The sequence below is a fragment of the Leptothrix cholodnii SP-6 genome (assembly GCF_000019785.1).
Lineage (GTDB): Bacteria > Pseudomonadota > Gammaproteobacteria > Burkholderiales > Burkholderiaceae_C > Sphaerotilus > Sphaerotilus cholodnii.
The window spans coordinates 1,868,427-1,893,110 of sequence record NC_010524.1 but is presented as its reverse complement, the minus strand read 5'-3'; the positions used below and the strand labels follow the sequence as shown (position 1 = coordinate 1,893,110).

Annotated in this window: 13 protein-coding genes and 2 tRNA genes; 4 read left to right on the top strand and 11 right to left on the bottom strand. The window is 69.6% G+C overall.

Annotation, left to right across the window (positions count from 1 at the left end):
- Entirely contained in the window at positions 1-1,722 is a 1,722-nt protein-coding gene (locus LCHO_RS08815) for a type I secretion system permease/ATPase (protein ID WP_012346789.1), read from the top strand.
- A 3-nt stretch (positions 1,723-1,725) separates the two neighbouring features.
- Positions 1,726-3,087 carry an HlyD family type I secretion periplasmic adaptor subunit gene (locus LCHO_RS08810; RefSeq protein WP_012346788.1) on the top strand — a complete coding sequence of 454 codons (1,362 nt, stop codon included), beginning with the start codon at positions 1,726-1,728 and terminating at the stop codon, positions 3,085-3,087.
- On the opposite strand, the gene LCHO_RS08805 is transcribed toward LCHO_RS08810, so the two are convergent.
- From LCHO_RS08805 to LCHO_RS08780, 6 genes are all read right to left on the bottom strand, one after another.
- Positions 3,088-4,644, bottom strand: a complete 1,557-nt coding sequence (locus LCHO_RS08805; protein WP_012346787.1) for an HlyD family type I secretion periplasmic adaptor subunit — start codon at positions 4,642-4,644, stop codon at positions 3,088-3,090.
- 1 nt (position 4,645) lies between these two features.
- Positions 4,646-6,985, bottom strand: coding sequence for a type I secretion system permease/ATPase (locus LCHO_RS08800; RefSeq protein WP_012346786.1), 2,340 nt, complete (start codon positions 6,983-6,985; stop codon positions 4,646-4,648).
- A gap of 41 nt (positions 6,986-7,026) precedes the next feature.
- Positions 7,027-7,839: a DUF5672 family protein gene (locus LCHO_RS08795; RefSeq protein ID WP_012346785.1), complete on the bottom strand. Its 813-nt coding sequence runs from the start codon at positions 7,837-7,839 to the stop codon at positions 7,027-7,029.
- Positions 7,840-7,923: 84 nt separating this feature from the next.
- Positions 7,924-8,682, bottom strand: a complete 759-nt coding sequence (locus tag LCHO_RS08790; RefSeq protein ID WP_012346784.1) for a class I SAM-dependent methyltransferase — start codon at positions 8,680-8,682, stop codon at positions 7,924-7,926.
- Between the two features lie 79 nt (positions 8,683-8,761).
- Complete coding sequence (locus LCHO_RS08785) at positions 8,762-10,705, bottom strand: O-linked N-acetylglucosamine transferase, SPINDLY family protein (RefSeq protein ID WP_012346783.1); 1,944 nt, start codon at positions 10,703-10,705, stop codon at positions 8,762-8,764.
- A 114-nt stretch (positions 10,706-10,819) separates the two neighbouring features.
- Positions 10,820-16,249 (bottom strand): beta strand repeat-containing protein, encoded by a 5,430-nt coding sequence (locus LCHO_RS08780; protein WP_012346782.1) that lies wholly within the window; start codon positions 16,247-16,249, stop codon positions 10,820-10,822.
- Positions 16,250-16,491: 242 nt separating this feature from the next.
- Here LCHO_RS08780 and LCHO_RS08775 point away from each other — a divergent pair, with 242 nt between their 5' ends.
- Both LCHO_RS08775 and LCHO_RS08770 read left to right on the top strand, forming a co-directional pair.
- Positions 16,492-19,536, top strand: a complete 3,045-nt coding sequence (locus tag LCHO_RS08775; protein WP_012346781.1) for an O-linked N-acetylglucosamine transferase family protein — start codon at positions 16,492-16,494, stop codon at positions 19,534-19,536.
- A 14-nt stretch (positions 19,537-19,550) separates the two neighbouring features.
- Positions 19,551-19,626, top strand: a tRNA-Thr gene (locus LCHO_RS08770).
- 404 nt (positions 19,627-20,030) lie between these two features.
- Here LCHO_RS08770 and LCHO_RS08765 read toward each other — a convergent pair.
- From LCHO_RS08765 to pheS, 5 genes are all read right to left on the bottom strand, one after another.
- Positions 20,031-20,107 (bottom strand) — tRNA-Pro (locus tag LCHO_RS08765).
- Between the two features lie 49 nt (positions 20,108-20,156).
- Positions 20,157-20,642, bottom strand: a complete 486-nt coding sequence (locus tag LCHO_RS08760) for a MerR family transcriptional regulator (protein WP_012346780.1) — start codon at positions 20,640-20,642, stop codon at positions 20,157-20,159.
- A gap of 34 nt (positions 20,643-20,676) precedes the next feature.
- Positions 20,677-21,018 (bottom strand): integration host factor subunit alpha, encoded by a 342-nt coding sequence (locus LCHO_RS08755; protein ID WP_012346779.1) that lies wholly within the window; start codon positions 21,016-21,018, stop codon positions 20,677-20,679.
- Positions 21,019-21,062: 44 nt separating this feature from the next.
- A complete protein-coding gene (gene pheT, locus LCHO_RS08750; protein WP_012346778.1) occupies positions 21,063-23,513 on the bottom strand; it encodes a phenylalanine--tRNA ligase subunit beta in 2,451 nt (816 codons plus the stop codon).
- 34 nt (positions 23,514-23,547) lie between these two features.
- Positions 23,548-24,591, bottom strand: a complete 1,044-nt coding sequence (gene pheS, locus LCHO_RS08745; RefSeq protein ID WP_012346777.1) for a phenylalanine--tRNA ligase subunit alpha — start codon at positions 24,589-24,591, stop codon at positions 23,548-23,550.
- Positions 24,592-24,684: the final 93 nt, after the last annotated feature.

The window sequence follows — 24,684 nt, the reverse complement described above, 5'->3', positions numbered from 1 at the left end:
ATGAAATCACTTCTGCGCACCGTCGCCGGCTTTTCGATGGCGATCAACCTGCTCTGGCTCGGCCCGGCGCTGTTCAGCCTGCAGGTGTTCGACCGCGTGCTGACCAGCCAGAGCCAGGAAACGCTGCTGGTGCTGCTGCTCGGGCTGGCGATCGCGCTGGTGCTGGTCGGCGCGCTCGACTTCCTGCGCGGCCGGCTGCAGGGCGTGCTCGGCAACATCGTCAACGACGCGATGGCGCCCGAGATCGCCCGCCTCTCGCTGGCGGTGGCCGCGCGTCGCCAGGGCGCCTTCACCAACGAGGCGCTGCGCGACGTCGGCCGGCTGCGCGCGCTGTTCTCGTCGCAAGGCCTGGTGGCGGTGATGGACGCGCCCTGGGCGCTGATCTTCATCGCCGTGATCGCGGTGGCGAACCTGTGGCTGGGGCTGGCCGCGCTGCTCAGCGCGGTGCTGATGCTGGGCCTGGCCTATGCGAACGACCGCATGACCAAGCAATCGATCGAGAAGCTGCAGAAGGACGCCGGCGCCAGCCAGCGCTTTCTCGACCAGGCCATGGTCAACGCCGAGGTGGCGCAGGCGATGGGCATGGCCGACGCGCTGGTCGGGCGCTGGAACGCGCTCAGCGCCAAGGTCGCCGACCTGCAGGACCCGGTCGCGCAGCGCTCGGTGGCGATGGCCTCGGCCACCCGCATCGCCCGTCAGCTGACGCAGGTGCTGATGACCGCGCTGGGCGCCTGGCTGGTGATCCGCGGCGAGGCCACGCCGGGCGTGCTGATCGCGTCGAACATGCTGCTGGGCCGCGCACTGCAGCCGGTCGAACAGATCGTCGGCAGCTGGAAGATCATGGCCGAAGGGCGACTGGCCTGGCGCCGCCTCGATCCGCTGATGAGCGAGGCCTTCAACCGCCGGCCGCAGATGGCGCTGCCGGCGCCGAACGGCCAGCTCAGCACGACGGGGCTGGTGTTTCGCCCGCAGGGCAGCGAGCGCACGCTGCTGATGGGCGTGTCGATCAGGCTCGAAGCCGGCGAGTCGCTCGCCATCCTCGGCCCCAGCGGCGCCGGCAAGAGCACGCTGGTGCGGCTGCTGATCGGACTGTGGGCGCCGAGCCAGGGCCATGTGCGCCTGGACGGGGTCGACCTGTCGCGCTGGACGCGCGAGCAGATCGGCCCGCACATCGGCTACATGCCGCAGGACGTCGAGCTGTTTGCCGGCAGCGTGGCCGACAACATCGCCCGCATGGGCCCGGTCGACCCGGGCCTGGTGGTCGAGGCGGCCCAGCTCGCCGGCGTGCACGAACTCGTCCTCGGCCTGCCCGACGGCTACGACACCCAGGTCGACCCGAACGCGGCGCTGCTGTCACCCGGACAGCGGCAACGCATCGCGCTGGCGCGTGCGCTGTACGGCAATCCGAAGCTGGTGGTGCTCGACGAACCCAACGCCAACCTCGACGGCGCCGGTGAACTGGCACTGGCCGAGACCCTCAAGCGCCTGCAGGGCAAGGCCACCGTGGTGGTGGTGACGCACCGCCAGACGCTGACCCAGCACGTGCACAAGATGCTGGTCATCGAAGGCGGCCGGCAGACCCATTTCGGCCGCACCGACGAGGTGCTCGCCGCCCTGCGTGGCGGCCACGCGCCCGCCGGTGGCCAGGTCGTGTCGCTGGCCCGTGCGGCGCAAGCCGCCCAGGCAGCCCAAGCGGCCCCCGCCGCTCAAGCCAAGGTCTGAACCATGCAACTGCCCGCTCTTGCTCCGTCACCGCGTGACGCCCAATTCGACCTCGTCGGCCAGCACCTCGCCAAGGCCCGCGCCATCACCCGCCAGGGCCGGCTGATCGGCGGCGTGCTGCTGCTGCCGGCACTGGCCTGGCTGAGCTTTGCGCCGCTGGCCTCGGCGGTGGTGGCCTCGGGCCACGTCAAGGTCGACCTCAACCGCAGCATCGTCCAGCACGCCGAAGGCGGCACGGTGCGCGCCGTCTACGTGCGCGACGGCCAGAAGGTGCGTGCCGGCGATCCGCTGATCGAACTCGGCGACGTCTCGGTCAACGCCGACAAGACCCGCCTGATGCAGCGCCTGCTGGCCGAACGCGCCGGCCTGGCGCGGCTCGAAACCGAGCAGGCCGGTGGCAAGACGCTGGCCTACCCGCCCGAGCTGATCGCCGCCGGCCGCGACGACCCGGTGGTGCGCGAGCACATGGACAAGGAACTGGCGCTGTTCACCGCCCGCCTGCACGCGCTCGACAGCCAGGCCGGCCTGCTGGTCAAGCAGCGCGCCAAGATCCAGCAGGAGATCGCCTCGCTGCAGGCCCAGATCGGCAACGCGCGCGACTCGATCCAGGCGCAGTCGCGCGAGCTGGCGCTCAACACCAGCCTGGCCAAACAGGGCCTGGTGTCCGAGACCCAGGTGATGCAGCTCGAAGCCTCGATCGCCGACTACCGCGGCAAGATGGCCGAACGCAGCGCCGAGATGGCGCGCGCCGACCAGCGCATCGGCGACATCGAACTGCGCCTGAGCCAGAGCCGCAACGACTACCGCCAGCAGGCCAGCGACCAGCTCAAGGTCGCCAACGTGCGGGTGCAGGAGATCGAGCAGGAGCTGCGCAAGGCCACCGACGCGTCCAAGCGCCAGGTGCTGAGCGCCTCGGTCGACGGCGAGGTGATCGGCCTGCGCATCACCTCGCCGGGTGGCGTGATCGCGCCACGCGAGCCGGTCGGCGAGATCGTGCCGGCCAATCCGCGCCTGGTGGTCGAGGCGCAGATCCGCACCGAGGACATCAACCGCGTGCAGCGCGGCCAGGGCGCCGACCTGCGCTTCACCGCTTTCAAGTACCGCACCACGCAGATGGTCAAGGGCTCGGTCAGCTACGTCGGCGCCGACCGTCAGGTCGACAAGGACAACGGCATGGCCTATTACGTCGTCACCATCGACGTGCCGCCCGACGCGATCGAACGGGCCGTCACCGGCGAGGCCCACGCCCGGCTGCAGGCGGGCATGCCGGCCGAGGTCTATCTGCACGGCGAGGAACGCACGCCGCTGCAATACCTGATGGAGCCGATCACCCAGGTGATGCGGCGCGCCGGGCGCGAGCGCTGATCAACGCTCGCGGAACGCTTCGCTGCCCTTGAGCATCGGCTTGAGCAGGAACTCCATCACCGTGCGGTCGCCGGTGCGGATCTCGACGTTGGCGACCATGCCGGGCAGCACGGCCAGCGCGCGGTCGCCCTTGCCGCGCAGGTGGCTGGCGTCGGTGCGGATGCGCGCGCGGTAGTAGCTGCTGTCGGGGCCGCCGCGCTCGTCGGTCAGGGCGTCGGGGCTGAGGTACTCGATGGTGCCCTTGAGGCCGCCGTAGGTGTAGTACTCGTAGGCGCTGAGCTTGATCTCGGCCGGCATGCCGAGCTGGATGAAGCCGATGTCGGCCGGCTTGATGCGGGCCTCGACCAGCACCCGGTCGGTGATCGGCACGATCTCCATGATCGCCCCGCCGGCCGGCACCACGCCGCCGAGCGTGTTGATGCGGATGTTCTTGACGATGCCGCGCAGCGGCGACTTCAGCACCGTGCGCTTGAGCGCGTCTTCCTTGACCACCTGCTGTTCGCCGATCAGCGTCAGCTCGGTGCGCAGACGCAGCAGCTCGGTCGAGGCGTCCTGGCGGAAGCGGTTGATGCGCTCCTGCACCTGGATCTGCAGGTCGTTGCGCTGGCGGCGCAGCCGCATCACCTCGACCTCCGACATCAGGCCCTGTTCGGACATGTAGGTGGCCATGCCGAGCTCGTTGTCGATCAGGCTGATGCTGCGCCGGGTCACGGTGACCGCCTCGTCGAGCAGGCGGCGGCGGGCGTTGTAGGCCTCGGTCTCGGCCGCCACCACCGCCGTGTCGACCCGGACCTCGGGTGGAAACACCAGCGGCCGGCCGTGGACCTCGGCCTGCAGCCGTGCGACCGTGCCGCGCATCGCGGTCTGGCGCGCCTGGCCCTCGTTCTGCTGCGCGACCATGCGGGTCGGGTCGAGCTGGACCAGCTCGTCGCCGGCCTCGACGATCGCACCTTCGCGCACGTGCAAGGCGCGCAGGATGCCGCCCTCCAGGCTGGCGATGACCTGCTCGCGCGCGTCCGGCACGACCTTGCCCTCGGCCTTGGTGACGACATCGATCTGCGCCCGCGTCGCCCAGACCAGCACGCTGACCACGATCGCGCACAGCAGGTACAGCACCCACAGCGCACGCGGCGTGCCCTCGTTGACCTGCGCCTCGCGCACACCCTCCAGGAACTCGGCGTCGCCGCGCATCACCCTGCCGGGATGGATGCGGGTGACCTGCGCCCCCGCCGGCGTTGCCGCCCGCGCCGCTGCGGCCGGTTGCGGCGTGGGGGCGGCCGAGCCGGGGGGCACCGGCTCGCCCCGGCGCAGCGCGGCCAGCTCGGCCTCCAGGCCCATCAGCGGTTCCTGGCGGTCGACGTCGGTGGCGCGTCGCCCCGGCCCGCCGCGGCGGATGCCCACGGGCTTGCGCGGCTTGGCGGCCGGTGCGTCCGGGCTCCTGGCCGGTGCAGACGGGTTCTCGACCGGCTCGGCCTGGACCCGCCGCCAGCGCGCCGGCAGGCAGGCCTGCAGGCGTGCCTGCAACCAGGGCCAGGGATTCGCCGTGCGCCGCGCCATGTCAGGTCACCACGCTGAACGGCGGTCGCTGCGCGCTCGGTGGCTGAGCCGGCGCCGCCTCCATGCCCACGGCACGACCGGCCGCCTGGCCGACCGCCTGCCGCGGCGCGCCACCGCCGGCCAGCGCCGCCAGCACCTGCTGCTTGGGGCCGTCGATCACCACCTTGCCGGCGTCGATCACGACGATGCGGTCCACCACCTCGAGCAACGCCGGGCGGTGCGTCACCGCCACCATCGTGCGGCTGCCCATCGTCTGCTTGAGCTGGGCGATGAACTGGGCCTCGCTCTGCGCGTCCATCGAGCTGGTCGGCTCGTCCATCAGCAGCACCTGCGGCTGCGTCACCAGGCAGCGCGCCAGCGCGACGAGCTGACGCTGGCCGCCCGACAGCATGTTGCCGCCCTCGCCCACCGGCAGGTCGATGCCCGACGGGTGCGCGGCGGCGACACGGTCGAGCCCGGTCAGGCGCAGCACCTCGGCCAGCGTGTCGGCGCCGGCATGCGGGCGGCTGAGCAGGATGTTGTCGCGCAAGCTGCCGCGGAACAGCCGCGGCTCCTGCGCCACGAAACCGACCTGGGCGCGGTAGTCGGCCGGGTCGATCTGACGCAGGTCGATGCCGTCGACCTCGGTGTAGCCCTCGGTGGGCATGTAGAGCCCGGCCAGCAGGCGCAGCACGGTCGACTTGCCGCTGCCGATCTTGCCCAGGATGGCCACCCGCTCGCCGGCCTCGATGCGCAGGTTGATGCCCTTGAGCACGGTCGGACCGGGCGCCTGACCCATCGCCTGCGGGGCCTGGTACTGGAAGCTGACGTCGCGCAGGCCCAGCTGGCCGCGGATCGCGCTGCGCGGCAGGTAGCGCCGGCCTTCCTCGCGTTCGCTCGGCTGGGCCATCAGGTTGTCGAGCACGCGCAGCGCGGCGCGCGCGCCCTGGTAGCGCGACGCCAGGCTGACCACGCCACCCAGCGGTGCCACCACCCGGCCGGCGAACATCACCGCCGAGATCAGCGCACCGGCCGTCAGCTGGTTGTCGGCGATCAGGTGCACGCCCCACACCAGCATCACCACCGTGATCAGCTGCTGCGACACCATCGTGGCGTTGTTGACCCAGCTCATCAGCGCGCGCGAGCGCAGCGAGGTCTGCGCCGCCATCGCGTTGCTCTCCTCGTACTGGCGCTGGAAATGGCCCTGCGCGCTGGCTGCGCGCACCGCCTCCATGCCTTCCATGGTCTCGATCAGCAGGCCCTGCATGTCGGCCATCTGGCGCTGGTTGGCGGTCATCGAGCGGCGCAGCACCTGCTGCACCGCCACCGCCAGCAACAGCACCAGCGGCACCGCCACCAGCATCACCACCACCAGTTCACCGGCGACGAACCAGATCATGGCCATGAACAGCACGATGAACGGCAGGTCGCTGATCGCCGACATCGTCGCCGAGGTCGAGAAATCGCGCACCACCTCGAGCTGCGCGAGCTGGTGCGCAAACGAGCCCGACGATTCCGGCCGGTTCTCGAGCCGGATCGACAGCGCCTTGCGGAACAGGATCGCACCCAGCGCGAGGTCGGCCTTCTTGCCGGCCAGGTCGATCAGGTGGCTGCGCAGCTGGCGCGCGATCAGGTCGAAGACGATCGCCAGCCCGGCGCCGGCGGCCAGCGACCACAGCGTGACGAAGGCCTTGTGCGGGATCACCCGGTCATAGACCACCGAGGTGAACAGGCCGATGAACAGCATCAGCACGTTGCTCAGCAGCGCCGCCAGCATGGCGCCGCGGTAATAGGGCATGAAGCGCCGCAGCGTGCCCCACAGCCAGTGGCGGCCGGGCACCAGCATGTCGTCGATGGCGGCGCGGTTGGCAGTCGCGGTGGCGCCCAGGCGCGGCGTGGCCATCAGCACGTAGCCGGAATACTCCTGCAGCAGCTCGTCCTCGCTGGCCAGCACCTCGACCGGCGCATCGCCGGCGTCGGCCGGCGGCATCAGGATGCGGTAGCGCAGGTCCTTGCCGCGCACCACGCGCTCGAGCAGCACGCAGGCGTCGCCGTTCTTGAGCAGCAGGATCGCCGGCAGCAGCAGGGCCAGGATCTGGCGCGGCTCGCGGTCGACCACGCTGGCGTTGAAGCCGGCCTCCTGCAGCACCCGCACCGCCAGCGGCGGGGTCAGCAGCTGCGAGATGCCCAGACCCGACAGCAGCGAGTGCGGCGTGCGGTCGATGCCGTGGTGGCGGCACAGCCAGAGCACCGCCGACAGCAGCGCGTCGTCGCTCGGCACGGCACCTTCCGGCGCGGCATCCGGGGCGGCAATGGCCGGGCCCGGAGCGGCGGCGGGATCGGACGCGCGGGACGAAGACATTCAGGTGCCTGTGGGTCAGCGGATCAGGAAAGCACGGCCGTTCAGCAGGTCGGCGCGAGGGCTCGTTCGGCGCTGCTCGCGCCGCTGCGCCGCGGCGCGCTTGCCAGGGCCGGCACGTCGAGCACCGGCACGCCCTGCAGACGCGGCGCCCAGAACGCCGGCTCGTACTTCCACCAGGCGTGCCCCCCCATCGGCCAGCAGCCGCCGTTGGCATGCAGGTAGTGCGAGGGCTTGAGCTCCATCGCGAAGGTGGAGGCCTCGATCTCGTTGGGCAGCACGAAATCGCGCGACAGCAGGCCCATCAGCGCGAAGTAGATGTCCTCGTTGGATCCGCTGTGGCGAAACAGGCCGAGTGCCTGCGGAAACTCGTCGAGCAGGCCGATGCACTTGTCGATGCGCCGCAGGCTGAGCCCGCCGTTGCCGACGTGCGCGCGCACCTTCTTGCCGTGGCCGTCGGCGAAACGGTCGACCTGCACCATCACCTCGATGCCGTCGGGCCAGGGTGCGCCGACATAGTCGAAGGGCTGGGCGGCCCAGTGATCGAGGTCGTCGCGCAGCAGCACCGCATCGGTCTGCAGCACGAGCATGAAGGTGTGGTCGGCGAACTGCCGGTAGAAGTCCGGCGACAGCATCAGCAGGTTGTAGCCCTTGACCGACGCGAAGTAGTGATCGGCAAAGCGCAGCACCGGCACGCCCGGGTAGCGCTCGGCGTAATAGCCGGCGTCGAGCCCGTGCGGCGCGATGAAACAGACGTCACGCCCGCGCAGCAGCGGCAGCGAATGATCGAGCGAGAGCTGGTCCAGCGCCGGGAGCTCGCGCTGGTAGATCGGGATGACGACGGCCGTGTGGTTCATGTCGGGCAGTCTTTCATGCCGCAGGCTGGGGCAAAGCCTCAAGAAAACGCCGCTTCGCCCGACTGTTCGGCGCCGACCGGCCAGTCAGGCCGCGCCCGGGCGGTTGCCGCCCCAGTCCTGCACCAGCGTCTGGTCGCCCACCGTCAGGCGCTCGCCGAGCTTCTTGTGCGTGGGCGACTGAGCCTTGCGGATGGTGATGATCGAGTTGCGGAACTCCACCGATTCGATCCAACCCTGCCCGATGAAGGCCGGCACGGCACGCGCCTCGAAGAAGGTGCGCAGGAACGGCGCGATGCCCAGGTCGTTCTCCCAGAACTCGAAGCTGACGATGTCGACCAGGCGCTTGAAGAAGGCATAGGCGCCGTACTCGTTGAGCACGCCGCCACCGTAGGCATCCATGTAGAGGCAGTGCGCGTCCTCGACCACGTAGATGCCGCCGGGCTGCAGCAGCGGGAAGTAGTTGATGAAGGAGTTGATGACATCGCGCGAGACGTGCGAGCCGTCGTCGATCACCACGTCGAGCGCGGTCGTGATGGCGGTGATGGCCTGGAAGGCCGGGCGCTGGTTGGCGTCGCCCACCACGATCTGCACCCGCGGGTCGGTGTAGCGCAGGCCGGCGCACTTGGGGTCGATGTCGCAGCCGATCAGCGTCGTCGCGGCACCGAAGTATTCGGCCCAGGTCTCGAGCGAGCCGCCGTTCTGCACGCCGATTTCCAGCAGCTGGATCGGCTGCTCGCGCAGCGGTGCGAACAGCTGGTCGTAGTACGGCAGGTAGGACGCCCACTTGTCGCTGACCTTGCCGGTCTTGCGGCGGTGGATCTCGTTGATGCTCGCAAAGGACATGAAAACTCCGTGGGGTTGGATGGTCGGCGACCGCGCGAGGCGGGTCGGCAGGCGTATCAGATCAGGATCGGATCAGGATTCAAGCACCGAGCGCGTCGCGCACACCGCCGAGCTGGCTGTTGCGCCACATCGCGATGTAGATCGCCTCGAGGTTGCGCGTGAAGCCGTCGGCATCGAGCAGCGCACAGCGCTCGCGCTGTGCCGCCAGCCGGGCCTTGCAGTCGGCCAGCAGCGCGGGCTGCTGCGCCAGGCGCACGGCCAGCGCCTCGTAGTCGGACAGGCTGTGCGTGACCAGATCGGGCAGGCCCGCCGCGTGCAGCAGGCTGCCGGCCACGCGTGCCGGAAAGGCGTTGCCGCTGTAGGTCAGCACCGGCAGGCCGGCCAGCAGCGCGTCGGCGGCGGTGGTGTGGGCGTTGTAGGGATGGGTGTCCAGGAACAGGTCGGCCTGACGGTATCGCGCCAGGTGGTCTTCGACCCGCGGCACGCGCTGCGCAAATACCAGCCGCTCGGGCGCCACGCCCTGCGCCTGTGCGGCCGCGCGCAGGTTGCGCTGCGAGGCGGCGCCGCGCGACATCAGCCACAGGACGCTGCCCGGCGTGGCGGCGAGGATGCGCATCCAGGCCGCGAAGATGTGCGGCGAGATCTTGTAGTCGTGGTTGAACGAGCAGAACACCAGCCCGCTCTCGGGCAGGCCGCATTCGGTGCGGCTGGGCGTGCGTTCGGCGATCTGCACGCCCGACGCGGCGGGCAGGTAGTTGTCGGGCAGGTAGACCACCCGCTCGTCGTAGAAGCCCTGGTGTTCGGGCGGGATCACGTGGCGGTCGGCCACGATGTAGTCCATGTAGCCGTTACCCAGCGTGCCGGGGTAGCCGAGGTAGTTGACCTGCGCCGGCGCGGGCCGCTCGGCGAAGATCTCGCTGCGCGAGTCGGCGGTGTAGCCGGCCAGGTCGATGGCGATGTCGACCTCCATCTCGCGCATCCTGCTGGCGATCTGGCGCGAACCCATCAGCCGCGCGTCGATGAAGTGGTCGAAGCTCGCCAGCATGCGCGAGCGCAGCCGGCTGCCGTCGTCGATGCCCAGCGAGATCGCGATGGTCTCGAAGCGGTTCTTGTCGTGGCGCTCGAAGATGCCCGCCATCAGGTGGCCCACCGGGTGCTCGCGCAGGTCCGGCGAGACGTAGGCGATGCGGATGCGGTCGTGCCGGTAGCGCTCGCCGCGCCACAGCGGCTGGGCGCTGGGCGGATAGCGGTGCGCGGAAAAGGTGCGGGCGCAGGTCTGGTGGTCGGCGGCAGAGTCGCTCAAGGCCATCACGGCAAGCGACTTGCTGCTGCGCCGGCCCTCGCGCACGCCGGCCAGGATGGCGTCGGCGCTGGCGTCGAAATCGGTCCAGTCGCAGCGGTGCAGGCGCTCGTAGCAGAGCATGCCCAGGCCGTAGTCGTAATCGGGGTTGATGGCGAGCAGGCGCTCGAACATCGCGGTGGCCTCTTCGCTGCGCTTGAAATCGGTCAGCAGCACGGCGCAGTTGGCCAGCGCGGTCTCGTGCTGCGGCTTGATCTCAAGCACACGCTGAAAACGCTGCAGCGCCTCGGCGTGGCGCAGCAACTCGCGCAGCAGCACGCCGGAGTTGATCAGCACCTCGGTGTAGTCGGGCTGGATGGCCAGCGCGCGGTCGAGGCTCTGCAACGCCGCTTCGCGCTCGCCCGCGCCTTGCAGCGCGGTGCCGTGCGCGAACCACAGCGGCGCGAAGTGCGGTGCCAGTTGCACGGCACGGTCGAGCAGCGCCCGCGCCTTGCCGGACTCGGGTCGCTTGAGCAGGATCACCGCCAGCGAATAGAGCGCCGCAGGATCAGCCGGATGGTGGTCGAGGTAGAGCTCGAAGATGCGCTGCGCCGGGTCGAGCTGACCCTGGTTCTGCAGCTCGATGCCCTGGATCAGCAGGGCGCGGTCGACCACCGGCCGGGCCGGGGCTGCCGGTGGCTCCTGCTCGACACCCGTGACGACCGCTTGCGCCGCTTGGACCATGCCCTGCTCTCCATCGCACCGAAGTGCCAAAACGATGAAGAGATGGTGCCCGGCCAGGCCGGGCACCCAAGCGGGAAAGCAACGGGGAAAACCGGTTCAGTTTTCCCCCGGGCGTCAGATCAGTGGCTGATTGCGCAGCAGCTCGTCGAGCGCCAGGTTGTTCTGCGCGAATACCGCGACGGCATCGGCCTGGGCCTGGGCGTCGACGGCCAGGCCGGCGCCGGCCGGCGGCAACGCCGGGTCGATCGGCTCCTGCCCGATCAAGGCGCCCGGTGCGTCGGCAAGCACGTCGCCCAGGGCCACCGGCGCGGTGGTGGCCGCTGCGGCCGCACCGCTGGCCGCATCCGCCTGCTTGGCGAACCAGACGTCGGCCATCTGGTGGCTGCTGCCGTCGGCAGTCTGGTAGCTCGACGTCAGGCCCAGCAGGTTGCCGTTGTCCAGCGTCGTGCCCAGCTGCGCGCCCAGATCCATCGACACGATGCCCAGGTCGGCCAGCGTGCGCAGTTCGCCGAGATCGGCCAGGCCGTCGCTGTCGGCGTCGACCCAGACCTGCAGTTCCTTGAACGCGGCGTCGGCTGCGCTGATGCTGCCGTCGCGGTTGCTGTCCAGGTCGGCCAGGGCGGCGTAGCCGGTGCCGGCGCGCTGGCCGCTGGCCAGTTCGGTGCCGCCACCGAACAGCTCGCGGCCGTCGTTGACCTGGCCGTCGGCGTTCAGGTCACGCACCAGCAGGCCGTCCTGCGCCGAGGCCCAGCCGACCTGCGCGCTCTGCCCGGTGGCGTTGATGTCGAACTGCACGCCGTCCGCGGCCGCCAGCGTCTGCACGCCGTCGCCGTTGAGGTCGAGCACCAGCGGCGTGGCGCCGATCATCGAGTCGATCTGGGCCGCGCTCATCACCGCGATGTCGCTGGTCTCGAAGGCCGAGACCTGCGTCATCGACATCGCCGCGATGTCGCTCGTCTGCAGCGCCACCACCTGATCGGTGGTCAGCGCCACGATCGCGTCGGTGGTCAGCGCCGCCGCCTGCGAGGTGGTGAAGGCGGCGATCTGCTCGGTCGTCAGAGCCTGGATCTGCTCGGTGCCGAATGCTTCGATCTGCGTGGTACCGAGCGACGCGAAATCGCTGGTCGTGATGGCCGCGACGTCGCTCGTCTCCAGCGCCTGGATCTGCTCGGTGCTCAGTGCCCGCAACTGCGCGGTCGTCAGCGCCTCCACATCGGCGGTATCGAAGGCCACGATCTGCTCGGTGCTGAGGGCACTGATCTGGCTGGTGGTGAAGGCCGCCACCTGCGCCGTCGTCAGCGCCGCGAAGTCGTCGGTCTCGATGGCCTGCACCTGCTCGGTGGTCAGCGCCGCGATCTGCGTCGACGTCAATGCCGCGACCTGATCGGAGGTCAGCGCCTCGATCGCCTCGGTGGTCAAGCCACGCAGGGTCGTGGTCTTGAAGGCCGCCAGGTCAGCCGTCTCCAGCGCCTGGACCTGGTCGGTCGTCAGCGCACCGACCTGGGTCGAGCTCAGGGCGTTGGCCTGCGTGGTGGTCAGCGCGGCGAGGTCGTCGGTGGCGATGGCCTCGACTTGCGCGGTCGTCAGTGCCGCGATCTGCGCGCTGGTCAGCGCCGCCATCTGCGCGGTGGTGAGCGCGTCGATGCCGTCGGTGCCGAGCGCCTGCAGGGCGGTGGTCTTGAGGGCACGCAGGTCAGCCGTCTCCAGCGCCTGGACCTGGTCGGTCGTCAAGGCACCGACCTGGGTCGCCGCGAGTGCGCCGGCCTGGGTCGAGCTCAGGGCTGCGATGTCGTCGGTCTCCAGCGCCTGGACCTGGTCGGTGCTCAGCGCGGCGATCTGGCGGGTGTTCAGGCCGGCGATCTGGGCGCTCACGAGCGCCTCGATCTGCGCCGTGGTGACCGCCGCCAGCTGGGTGGTCGTGAAGGCGCCGATCTGGCTGCTGGTCAGCGCGGCGATGTCGTCGGTGGCGATGGCCTCGACTTGCGCGGTCGTCAGCGCCGCGATCTGCGCGCTGGTCAGCGCCGCCGCCTGCGCGGTGGTCAGCGCGTCGATGGCGTCGGTGCTCAGCGCCTGCAGGGCGGTGGTCTTGAGGGCACGCAGGTCGGCGGTTTCCAGTGCCTGGACCTGGTCGGTCGTCAGCGCGCCGACCTGGGTCGAGCTCAGGGCGGCGGCCTGCGTGGTGGTCAGCGCGGCGAGGTCGTCGGTGGCGATGGCCTCGACCTGCGCGGTCGTCAGCGCGGCGATCTGCGCGCTGGTCAGTGCCGCCATCTGCGCCGTGGTGAGCGCGTCGATGCCGTCGGTGCCGAGCGCCTGCAGGGCGGTGGTCTTGAGGGCGCGCAGGTCCGCGGTTTCCAGTGCCTGGACCTGGTCGGTCGTCAGCGCACCGACCTGGGTCGCCGCGAGTGCGCCGGCCTGGGTCGAGCTCAGGGCCGCGATGTCGTCGGTCTCCAGCGCCTGGACCTGGTCGGTGCTCAGTGCGGCGATCTGGCGGGTGTTCAGGCCGGCGATCTGGGCGCTCACGAGCGCCTCGATCTGCGCCGTGGTGACCGCCGCCAGCTGGGTGGTCGTGAAGGCGCCGATCTGGCTGCTGGTCAGCGCGGCGATGTCGTCGGTGGCGATCGCCTCGACTTGCGCGGTCGTCAGCGCGGCGATCTGCGCGCTGGTCAGCGCCGCCGCCTGCGCGGTGGTCAGCGCGTCGATGGCGTCGGTGCTCAGCGCCTGCAGGGCGGTGGTCTTGAGGGCACGCAGGTCGGCGGTTTCCAGTGCCTGGACCTGGTCGGTCGTCAGCGCGCCGACCTGGGTCGAGCTCAGGGCGGCGGCCTGCGTGGTGGTCAGCGCGGCGAGGTCGTCGGTGGCGATGGCCTCGACCTGCGCGGTCGTCAGCGCGGCGATCTGCGCGCTGGTCAGTGCCGCCATCTGCGCCGTGGTGAGCGCGTCGATGCCGTCGGTGCCGAGCGCCTGCAGGGCGGTGGTCTTGAGGGCGCGCAGGTCCGCGGTTTCCAGTGCCTGGACCTGGTCGGTCGTCAGCGCACCGACCTGGGTCGCCGCGAGTGCGCCGGCCTGGGTCGAGCTCAGGGCCGCGATGTCGTCGGTCTCCAGCGCCTGGACCTGGTCGGTGCTCAGTGCGGCGATCTGGCGGGTGTTCAGGCCGGCGATCTGGGCGCTCACGAGCGCCTCGATCTGCGCCGTGGTGACCGCCGCCAGCTGGGTGGTCGTGAAGGCGCCGATCTGGCTGCTGGTCAGCGCGGCGATGTCGTCGGTGGCGATCGCCTCGACTTGCGCGGTCGTCAGCGCGGCGATCTGCGCGCTGGTCAGCGCCGCCGCCTGCGCGGTGGTCAGCGCGTCGATGGCGTCGGTGCTCAGCGCCTGCAGGGCGGTGGTCTTGAGGGCGCGCAGGTCGGCCGTCTCGAGGGCCTGGACCTGGTCGGTCGTCAGCGCACCGACCTGGGTCGCCGCGAGTGCGCCGGCCTGGGTCGAGCTCAGGGCTGCGATGTCGTCGGTCTCCAGCGCCTGGACTTGGTCGGTGCTCAGCGCGGCGATCTGGCGGGTGTTCAGGCCGGCGATCTGGGCGCTCACGAGCGCCTCGATCTGCGCCGTGGTGACCGCCGCCAGCTGGGTGGTCGTGAAGGCGCCGATCTGGCTGCTGGTCAGCGCGGCGATGTCGTCGGTGGCGATCGCCTCGACTTGCGCGGTCGTCAGCGCCGCGATCTGCGCGCTGGTCAGCGCCGCCGCCTGTGCGGTGGTCAGCGCGTCGATGGCGTCGGTGCCGAGCGCCTGCAGCGTGCGGGTCGTCATCGCGCGCACATCCAGCGTGGTGATGGACTGCAACTGGTCGGTGCTCAGGGCCGGCACCTGCGTGGACGTGATGGCCGCGACCTGGCTGGTCTGGAGCACGGCAATGTCGTCGGTGGCGATGGCTTCGACCTGTGCGGTGGTCAGCGCGGCGATCTGGGCGGTGCTCAGCGCGACGACCTGCGCGGTGGTCAGGGCCTCGACGCCGTCGGTGCTCAGCCCTTGCAGCGCAGCGGTCTTGATCGCGCGCAGGTCCTGCGTCTCGAGGGCCTGGACCTGGTCGGTCGTCAGTGCACCGACCTGGGCGGAGCTCAGCGCGGCCGCCTGGGTGGAACTGAGTGCGGCGATGTTGGCGGTCTGCAAGGCCTCGACCTGCTCGGTGCTCAGCGCGGCCACCTGGCGGGTGCTCAGGCCGGCCATCTGCTGGGTGCCGAGCGCGTCGATCTGGCCGGTCGACAGCGCACCGATCTGGCTGGTGCCCAGCGCGTTGATCTGCGTGGTGCCGAGCGCGGCCAGGTCGTCGGTGGCGATCGCCTGCACCTGGTCGGTGGTCAATGCCGCGACTTGCGAGGTGGTCAGCGCCGCCGCCTGGTCGGTCGTCAGGGCATCGATCCCGTCGGTGCTCAGCGAGCGCAGCGCCGTGGTGTTGATGGCGCGCAGGTCGGTGGTTTCCAGCGCCTGGACCTGATTGGTGTCAAGTACCGCGATCTGGGCCGCCCCCAGCACGGCGGCCTGGGCAGTGGTGAGCGCGGCGATGTCGTCGGTCGCGACCGCCTCGATCTGCGTGGTGGTGAGGGAGGCGACCTGGGCCGTGCTCAGTGCCGCGACCTGCGCGGTGGTGAGCGCGTCGATCGCGTCGGTGCCCAGCGCCTGCAGGGCGGTGGTCTTGAGGGCACGCAGGTCCTGGGTCTCGATCGCCTGGACCTGCTCGGTGGTGAGCGCGCCGGCCTGATCGGTGTTCAGCGCGGCCACTTGCGTGGAGCTGAGTGCGGCGATGTTGTCGGTGGCAAGGGCCACCACCTGGTCGGTGCTGAGCGCGGCGACCTGGCGCGTGCTCAGGCCGGCGATCTGGCCGGTGGTGAGGGCTTCGACCTGGCTGGTCGACAGCACACCGAGCTGGATGGTGCTGATCGCCCCGATCTGGGCCGAGGTGAGTGCGGCGAAATCGTCGGTGGCGATCGCCTGAACCTGTTCGGTCGTCAGCGCCGCCACCTGGGTGGTGCTGAGCGCAGCCGCCTGGGCGGTGCTCAAGGCGTCGATGCCGTCGGTGCCGAGCGAACGCAGGGCGGTGGTGTTGATCGCCCGCAGGTCCTGGGTCTCGAGGGCCGCGACCTGGCTGGTCGAGAACGCCGCCACCTGGGCGGCCGACAGCGCAGCCGCCTGGGCGGTGGTGAAGGCGGCGATGTCGTCGGTCTCGATCGCCTGGATCTGCGAGGTGGTGAGCGAGGCCACCTGGGCGGTGGTCATGGCGGCGAAATGAGCCGTCGTCAACGCCGCGATCTGATCGGTGGTGAGCGCCTGCATCTGGCGCGTCGTCAGGCCGCGGATGTCGCTGGTTTCAAGACCGGCCAGCGCTTCGGTGGTGATCACCTCCAGGTCGGCGGTCTCGATCGCGGCCAGCTGCGCGGAGTTGAGGGCAGCAATCTGCTCGCTGCTGAAAGCTGCGAAGTCCTCCGTGTTCAAGCCAGCGATCGACTGGGTCGACAGGCCCGCAACCTGCGCGGTGGTAAGGGAGGTGACGATCGTGGCCATGAGCGATTCCTGCAGTTGTTCACAACGACCCCGAACAGCCCTCCGGCCTGGGGTTTGGTTGGTCTATCGGCTATATCGGCTACGTTGCCTGAGGCTTGAAGAGGCGATCGGTGGATATGCATGGGCTTGACCGTGCATATGCAACGCGGCGCACCGGCTGGCCGCGATGGGCGGCATTTGGGGGGTCAAGGCCGCGTTGTTCGGCGCAGCGGCACGGCGCCCTGACCGTAGGCTGGCTGCCGATGGCGACACACAACCCCTTCTGGCCGACCTGGCGCGGTCGAACCCTGAGCGCCGATCTCGCGCTGCTGGTGCACACCGACGCGAGTCTGGCGTCGACCCTGGATCATCTCGGCACCGTGGCGGCGCTGGCCCGGCGGGGTCAGCGCGTGATGCTGGCCACACCGGCACGACATGCCGACCTGCTGGCGCGCGCGCCGGGGGTCTGGGCGGTCTGGCCACGAGCCGATGTCGATGATCCGATCGCCCCCCCTGGCGCGCTGACGGCCACGGTCGGTGCGCAGATCGACCTGGCGGCATTGCCCGAACTGATCGATCGCGCAGACGGCGAGCCCACCCGCGTTGCGCCACGCCTGCATCTGCCCGCGACCGGGATGCAGGACCTGCTCGATGCCTGGGCCGCGGCCGGCTATCAGCGCGGCGAGCGCCTGCTGGTGGGCTGGTGCTGCACCGGCGCCAGCCACGCCACGATGCCGGAAATCGCCCCGGGCGCCGCCGTCATGCTGGCGGCATGGTCGAGGCAGGCTGACGCCGAGCCGGCCAGCCCGCACCTCGACCTGGGCCCCTGGCCAGGCGATCCGGCACCCGACGCCGCGACCGCCCCTGGCTGGCTGCATTGCGCCCGCCAGATCGCCCTGCTCGACCTGCTGCTGACCGACGACGCCGATGCCGCCAGCCTGGCCACCGCGCTGGGCAAGCCGGTCTGGCGGCTGGAAGACGACACACCCACTTCAGCCGCCCTCGCAAGCTGGGCCCAGACACAGATCGGCGCCTTGCACGGCGCCCTCAGAAACCTGCCCGGCGCCGACGCCCAGGCCGCGATGACCGAGCTGATCGCCGCCTGCCAGCGAGGCCACACGGCCGCCGCTCGGGCCGGCTGCGTGCAACTGCTGATCAGTCAACCGCAGCGCCCTGACGCCTGGCGCCTGCTCGGCCTGCTGGCCCAGCACGACGGCGACCTGGCGCAGGCCCGTGCACTGTTCGAACGCGTCACCGACGTCACGCCCGCCTACCCGGATGGCTGGCGCAGCCTCGCCCTGCTCTGCCTGCAGCAAGGCGAGCGCGACGCCGCGAGCCATGCGCTGGCCCGCTACATGACACTGGCCCCGCACGACAGCGCCACACGCCATCAACTGGCGCAGCTGTACCGCCAGGCCGGACTGCGCGAGCAAGCGATCGCACTCTACCGGGCCGGGCTGCAGCACCAGCCGGCCGAGATCAGCTGCCACCTCCAGCTCGGCACGCTGCTGCTCGACGCCGACGAGCCCGAAGCCGCGGCGGCCCATTTCAATCAGGTCCTCGGCGGCGTCGATGGCGACGACCCACGTCACGCCGAAACACTGCGGCTGCTCGGCATGGCCGCGTCGGCACAGGGCGATGCCGATGCGGCTGCGGCCTGCTATCGGCAGGCGCTACCGGGCCTGCCCGTGCCGGCGAGCCTCGACACCCGGCTCGCGCTGGCGCGGCTCTATCAGCGCCGAGGCCAGCACGACCGCGCCTGGTCGCTGCTGGAACCCTGCCTGGCCAGCCACCCCGACGACGCCTTGCTGCAACTGGAAGCCGCGGCGCTCAGGCGTGCTCTGTGCGATTGGTCACACACGCCCGACACCACGGCGCTGCGCGCGCTCGCCACCGCTTTCGTGACCCAGTCCGAGCGAAGCACCGAGCCGTCGACGACGCCGACCGCAGTCGACAGCCATCAGCTCAGCGCGGATGCCCTCTGGCATCTCTGCAGCCAGCTCGATGCCCGCTCGCTGGCACCCTTGCTGCACCAAAGGCCCGCGCATCCAACCGCCCGCACCGCATCGGCCGGACGAGCGCCCCGCACCGCGAGCGCGCCAGACCGCCTTCGGGTGGCGTATGCCGGATCGGCTGCGGCACTGCACAGTCACGGCACGCTGCTCGCGGCGCTGCGCGACGCGCACCGTCAAACCAGCTTCCAGCTGCATGTCTACCGCTGGAATGCACCGGCCGACTCGGGCCCGTCCGGCACCCGACCGTTTCACGATGGCGAGGGCGCGCTCGACGAGATCGACGGCATCGCCACTCTCCAGGGCCACAGCGACAGCCAGATCGCCGCACGCATTCACGCCGACCAGATCGACATCCTGATCGACCTCGACGGCATCAGCCCGCACGCGCGCACCGGCATCTGGATGCGTCATCCGGCAGGCCTGCAACTGGCTTGGCTGAACCAGGCCGGCACGCAACTCCCGCCCGGCTTCGACGCGCGCCTCAGCGATCGCCACAGCGATGGCGCGCCAGCCGCCGATCCGGGCCCGATCGAGCCGCCGCCAGGCACCTCGTGGCTGCCCGACTGCCACCGCAGCGCGATCGCCCTGCCCGAGCTGCTGCGGCTGGGCGGCCGGTCGGTGCCGACCCGCGCCGCCCTGCGCGCGGCACTCGGACTGCCCGAAAAGGCGCCTGTACTGGCTTGCCTGGCGCCCCACGCCAGCATCGACCCGGCGACCTGGTCGTTCTGGATGCGCCTGATGACAGCTTGCCCACCTGCCGTGCTGTGGCTGGCACCCGGCCTTGCGGCGTCACGCAACGCCTTGCGTCAGGCGGCGGCGGCTGCCGGTATCGCTGCGCAGCGCCTTCATTTCAGGCTCGAAACGGGCCCGTCAGAACACACCGGCACGCTGATGGCACTGAGTCAGGCCGATGTCTACCTGCAAACGCCGGACGCATCACCCTGCGTCGACGGCAGCGATCGCCTGCTCGATGCACTGTGCGCTGGCGTCCCGGCCCTCTGTCAAGCCGGCGACAGCCACCGCGCCCGCCACAGTGCCGCACTGCTGCTCGCCGCCGGCCTGCCCGAAGGCCTGAGTGCCGACGCCGCCAGCCACCAGGCCCAGGCGATGCGACTGCTGCGTCATCCGCGAGAACTGCTGGCCTGGCGACAGAAACTGAACTCGGCCCACCACCATGCAGCCCTGTTCCAGCCCGCACGACTGGCCCGAAAACTCGAAGCCACCTGGCAGGAACTGTGGCAACACCGCCGCGTGTTGACAGGACATCTTCACAAGAGTCCGACTTCAGGCTAGAATATCGGTCTTTCGCCGGTGTAGCTCAGTTGGTAGAGCAGCTCATTCGTAATGAGAAGGTCGAGGGTTCGATTCCTTTCTCCGGCACCAATAAAAACAAGCACTTAGCCCCGGCCACAAGCCGGGGCTTTGTCGTTTCTGGGGCTCATGTCGCCACCATGTAGTCACCGGCATGGGGTTTCGATCTGTTTTGCACACGCGACAGGCGTCACCGTGAACTGACCCGTCCCGCACTTTTGAGAAGTGCTCCTTCGTTTCAGAACCATCCTGGAGTGCCCCCGCGCAAACGACCACCCGTCGGCACTGCGGACCCGGGGCTTGCTGAATTCAGGTCAGCTGAAAGCCCGACGATAGAGAATGGAGGACGTCACTTGGATCTTGAGTCGATCCACATCATCGGGATCGGCAATATCGAAAGATCAGAATCCTGTTGCCGGAGGCCCCACAAAGCCAAACGGGCTAGCCCCTTGAGAGAGCTAACCCGTTGATTCATATGGTCGGGACGGTGGGATTCGAACTCACGACCCCTTGCACCCCATGCAAGTGCGCTACCTGGCTGCGCTACGCCCCGACTGAGCCTAAAATTATATAGCCATTACTACTGCCGAAGCAAAAAGTTTTTAGAAATCGACCTCAAGCAGACTTCGGATCGACAAGAGTTCATCGCGTATGGACTGCACCCGGCCAGCAGGAGCGACCGCAGTCGACGCATCGGCAGGCTTGATCACGAGCGCCGCACTCGCTGGGGTCGGTACGGGCGGGGCCGGAACGCGTTCGGGCGACAAGCCCAGTTCGCGCTCGGAGACTTCGTCCTCGAAGTCGTCGAGGTGCGACGAGTGCGCATTCAGCGCGCCCAATTCCGCCAGACGATTACGTGCCCCGCTGATGGTGAAACCCTGCTCGTAGAGCAGGTCGCGGATACGGCGGATCAGGAGCACCTCGTGGTGCTGGTAATAACGCCGGTTGCCGCGCCGTTTCATCGGCCGCAGTTGGGTGAATTCCTGCTCCCAGTAGCGCAGCACATACGGCTTGACGCCACACAACTCGCTCACTTCACCGATGGTGAAGTAACGCTTGGGCGGTATGGCCGGGAGAGGATTTTCCATTGAAATCAATGGGTTTCAGGAGTCTCCCCAGACTTTACTCGAACTCGCCGGGTGGCGGGGTCTCGCCTTGCACGATCGCCTTGAGTTTGTGACTGGCGTGAAACGTGACGACATTGCGCGCCCGGATCGGGATGGCTTCGCCGGTGCGCGGGTTGCGCCCCGGGCGCGGTGCCTTGCGCCGGACCTGGAAGTTGCCGAAGCCGGAGAGCTTGACGTCCTCACCGCGCACCAGCGCCTCGTGGATGAAGTCGAAATAGGCCTCCACCATGTCCTTGGACTCGCGTTTGTTGAGTCCCAGGCGCTCGAACAGCAACTCGGCGAGTTCGGCCTTGGTGAGGGTCGGGGTTTCCAGCGTGGGGAGGATGACGCGTTCCATGGCTTGCCGTGGTTGAACTGCGAGTGTTCGGGCCGGACTTCGGTTCAGGCGCCGCGCAACCGGGCGCCGAGACCGGATTGCACCGCATCGATCACGGCTTGGATGGCCGCATCGCTGCGCGCATCGGTGAGCGGCGTTTCGTCATCCAGCAGCTCGAGGCGGATCGCCAGGCTGCGTTCACCCTCGGCCAGACCGGTGGTCTGCGCGGTCGGCCGGTAGACGTCGAACAGCCGCGCGCTGCGCATCAGGCCGCCGGTGGGCGCTTGCATGATCGTGTCGATGACATCGTCATGGGGCACGCTGTCCTTGACGATCAGCGCCAGATCGCGTGTCACGGTCTGCTGGCGCGGCACCGGCACGTAAACGGGCACCTCGCGCGCGAGCAGGCTGGCGAGATCGAGTTCGAACAGCACCGGTGCGCTCGGCAACTCATAGGCCTGGCGCCAGCGCGGGTGCAGTTCACCGACGTGACCGATGACCGTGCCATCGACTTCCACCCGGGCACAGCGGCCCGGATGCATCGCCGGATGTTCGGCCGCGACAAAGCGCGCCACACGCGGGGCCAGCAAGGCCTGCACGTCACCCTTGACGTCGAAGAAATCGACCGCGCGCTCCTTGCTGCCCCACTGCACGCTGTCTGCCGGGCCCCAGGCCAGACCCGCGAGACGCAAGGGCTGATCGATGCCCACGACCGACTGCTCGCTGGTCTGCACCGAGGCATCGCGCTTGAAGACGCGGCCGAGTTCGAACACCCGAACCCGCGGCGCACGCCGTGTCAGGTTGTGGCGCAGCACCTGGATCAGGCTGCCGATCAAGCTGGAGCGCATCACCGACAGCGGTGCGGCAATCGGGTTGAGCAGGCGGATCGGCTGATCGTTGCCGGCCAGTTCGGTCTCCCAGCGTTCCTCGACGAAGCTGAAGTTGATCGTTTCCTGGTAATCGAGCGCGGCCACGGTGCGGCGCAGCGCGTGGCTGCCACGCTGCGACTCGCTGCGCACGCGCGCCGTCACGGGCGCCAGCGGCGGCGTCAGCGGCAACTGGTCGAACCCGATGACGCGGATCACCTCCTCGATCAGATCTTCCTCGATCTGCAGGTCGAAACGCCAGCTCGGCGGCGTCACGGTCAGGACGCCCTCACCCGCGGTGAACGGCAAGCCCAGACGCTCGAACACGCCGGCGCACTGCACCTGTGTCAACGGCATGCCGATCACCTTGGCCGCCCGCGCCACGCGCAGAGCCACTGGCTGACGCTCGGGCAGGCGCGCGGTCTGGTCGTCGACCGGGCCGCAGACCGTGTCGGCGCCGCCGCAGATCTGCACGATCAGCGCGGTGATGCGCTCGATGTGCTCGACCGTCTGCGCCGGATCGACACCGCGCTCGAAGCGATGGCCGGCGTCGGTCGAAAAGTTGTAGCGGCGCGAACGCCCGGCCACCGCCTCGGGCCACCAGAAGGCGGCTTCGACGTAGACGTTGCGGGTGTCGTCGCTCACCGCGGTGGTGTCGCCGCCCATGATGCCGGCGAGCGACTCGACCGACTGCTGGCCGGCATGTTCGTCGGCGATCACGCCGACCTGCTCGTCGAGCGTGACGGTGTTGCCGTTGAGCAGCTTGAGCGTTTCGCCGGCGCGGCCCCAGCGCACGACCAGGCCGCCCTGGATCTTGTCGAGGTCGAAGATGTGCGACGGCCGGCCGTATTCGAACATCACGTAGTTCGAGATGTCGACCAGCGCGCTGACCGAACGCTGGCCGCAGCGCGCCAGGCGCTCGACCATCCACGCGGGTGTCCTGGCCTGCGGGTTGATGCCGCGCACGATGCGGCCCGAGAAGCGACCGCACAGGTCGGGCGCTTCGATGCGCACCGGCAGGCGGGCGTCGTGGCTGGGCCGAACCGGCTCGATCGCCGGCGTGATCAGCGGCGAGCCGGTCAGGGCCGAGACTTCGCGCGCCACGCCGTAGACGCTCAGGCAGTGGCCCAGATTGGGCGTGAGCTTGAGCGTGAACAGCGCGTCGTCGAGGTTCAGGAACTGGCGGATGTCCTGGCCGAGCGGCGCGTCGGCCGGCAGTTCGAGCAGGCCGCCGTGGTCCTCGGACAGCTTGAGCTCGCGCGCCGAGCACAGCATGCCGAAGCTCTCGACGCCGCGCAGCTTGCCCTTGCCGATCTTGAACGGCTTGCCGTCCTCGCCCGGCGGCAGTTCGGCGCCGATGGTGGCGAGCGGAATGCGGATGCCAGCACGCGCGTTGGGGGCACCGCAGACGATCTGCAGCGGGCCGTCCGGGCTGTGCGGACCGGCATCGACCGTGCACACGCGCAGCTTGTCGGCGTTCGGGTGCTGTTCGGCTTCGAGGATCTCGGCGACGACGATGCCGTGGAAGGCGGGCGCGACGGGGCGCTGCTCTTCGACTTCCATGCCGGACATCGTCAGCAGATGGGCCAGCGCATCGCTGCTCAGTTCAGGGTTGCAGAACTCGCGCAACCACGATTCGGGGAATTGCATTGCTTCTAACCTTGCGTCGGGTGGTGGCGTGCGTTTACTTGAACTGGCTCAGGAAGCGCAGGTCGCCTTCGAAGAACAGGCGCAGGTCGTTGACGCCGTAACGCAGCATCGTCAGGCGATCCGGGCCCATGCCGAAGGCGAAACCGATGTAGCGCTCGGGGTCGAGGCCGAAGTTGCGCACCACGTTCGGGTGTACCTGGCCGGAGCCGGCCACCTCGAGCCAGCGGCCCTTGAGCGGGCCGGACGCAAACGCGATGTCCACTTCGGCCGACGGCTCGGTGAACGGAAAGAACGACGGCCGGAAGCGCAGTTCCAGGTCGTCGGTCTCGAAGAAGGTACGGAAGAAGTCGGTGAACACCGACTTCAGGTCCTTGAACGACACGTTCTCGCCGATCCACAGGCCTTCGCACTGGTGGAACATCGGCGAGTGGGTGGCGTCGCTGTCGACGCGGTAGGTCCGGCCCGGCGCGATGACGCGGATCTCGGGCAGCGTGTCCTTGCCGGCGTGCAGCGCGGCGTGCTGGCGCGCGTAACGCACCTGCATCGGCGAGGTGTGCGGGCGCAGGCACAGCGGGCGGCCGGCCTCGTCGTTCATGTCGACGTAGAAGGTGTCCTGCATCGAACGCGCCGGGTGGTTTTCCGGGTTGTTCAGGGCGGTGAAGCTGTACCAGTCGGTCTCGATCTCGGGGCCGTCGGCGACATCGAAACCCATCGAACCGAAGATCTGCTCGATGCGTTCGAGCGTGCGCGACACCGGGTGCAGACCGCCGACACCCCGCTGGCGACCGGGCAGCGTCACGTCGAGCGCCTCGGCCTTCAACTGGGCCTGCAGCTCGGCCTCGGCCAGCGCCTGGCGACGCGCCGTGAGCGCGGCTTCGATGCGCTGCTTGGTCTCGTTGATCGAGGCGCCGCGGGTCTTCTTCTCATCGGGCGTCAGCGCGGCCATGCCCTTGAGCAGCTCGGTGACGCGACCGGTCTTGCCGAGGAAACGCGCCTTGGCATCTTCAAGCTGGGCCGGCGTGGTGGCGGCGGCGAAATCCGCCTGCGCAGCGCTCACCAGGGTATCGAGATCGTTCATCACGGACGGGTACTCAAGGGGAAATGGGAGCCGCCGGGGCGGCCCTTCGGGCACAAAAAAAGGCCGAACGAAGTGTCGGCCTTTCAGTGCTCG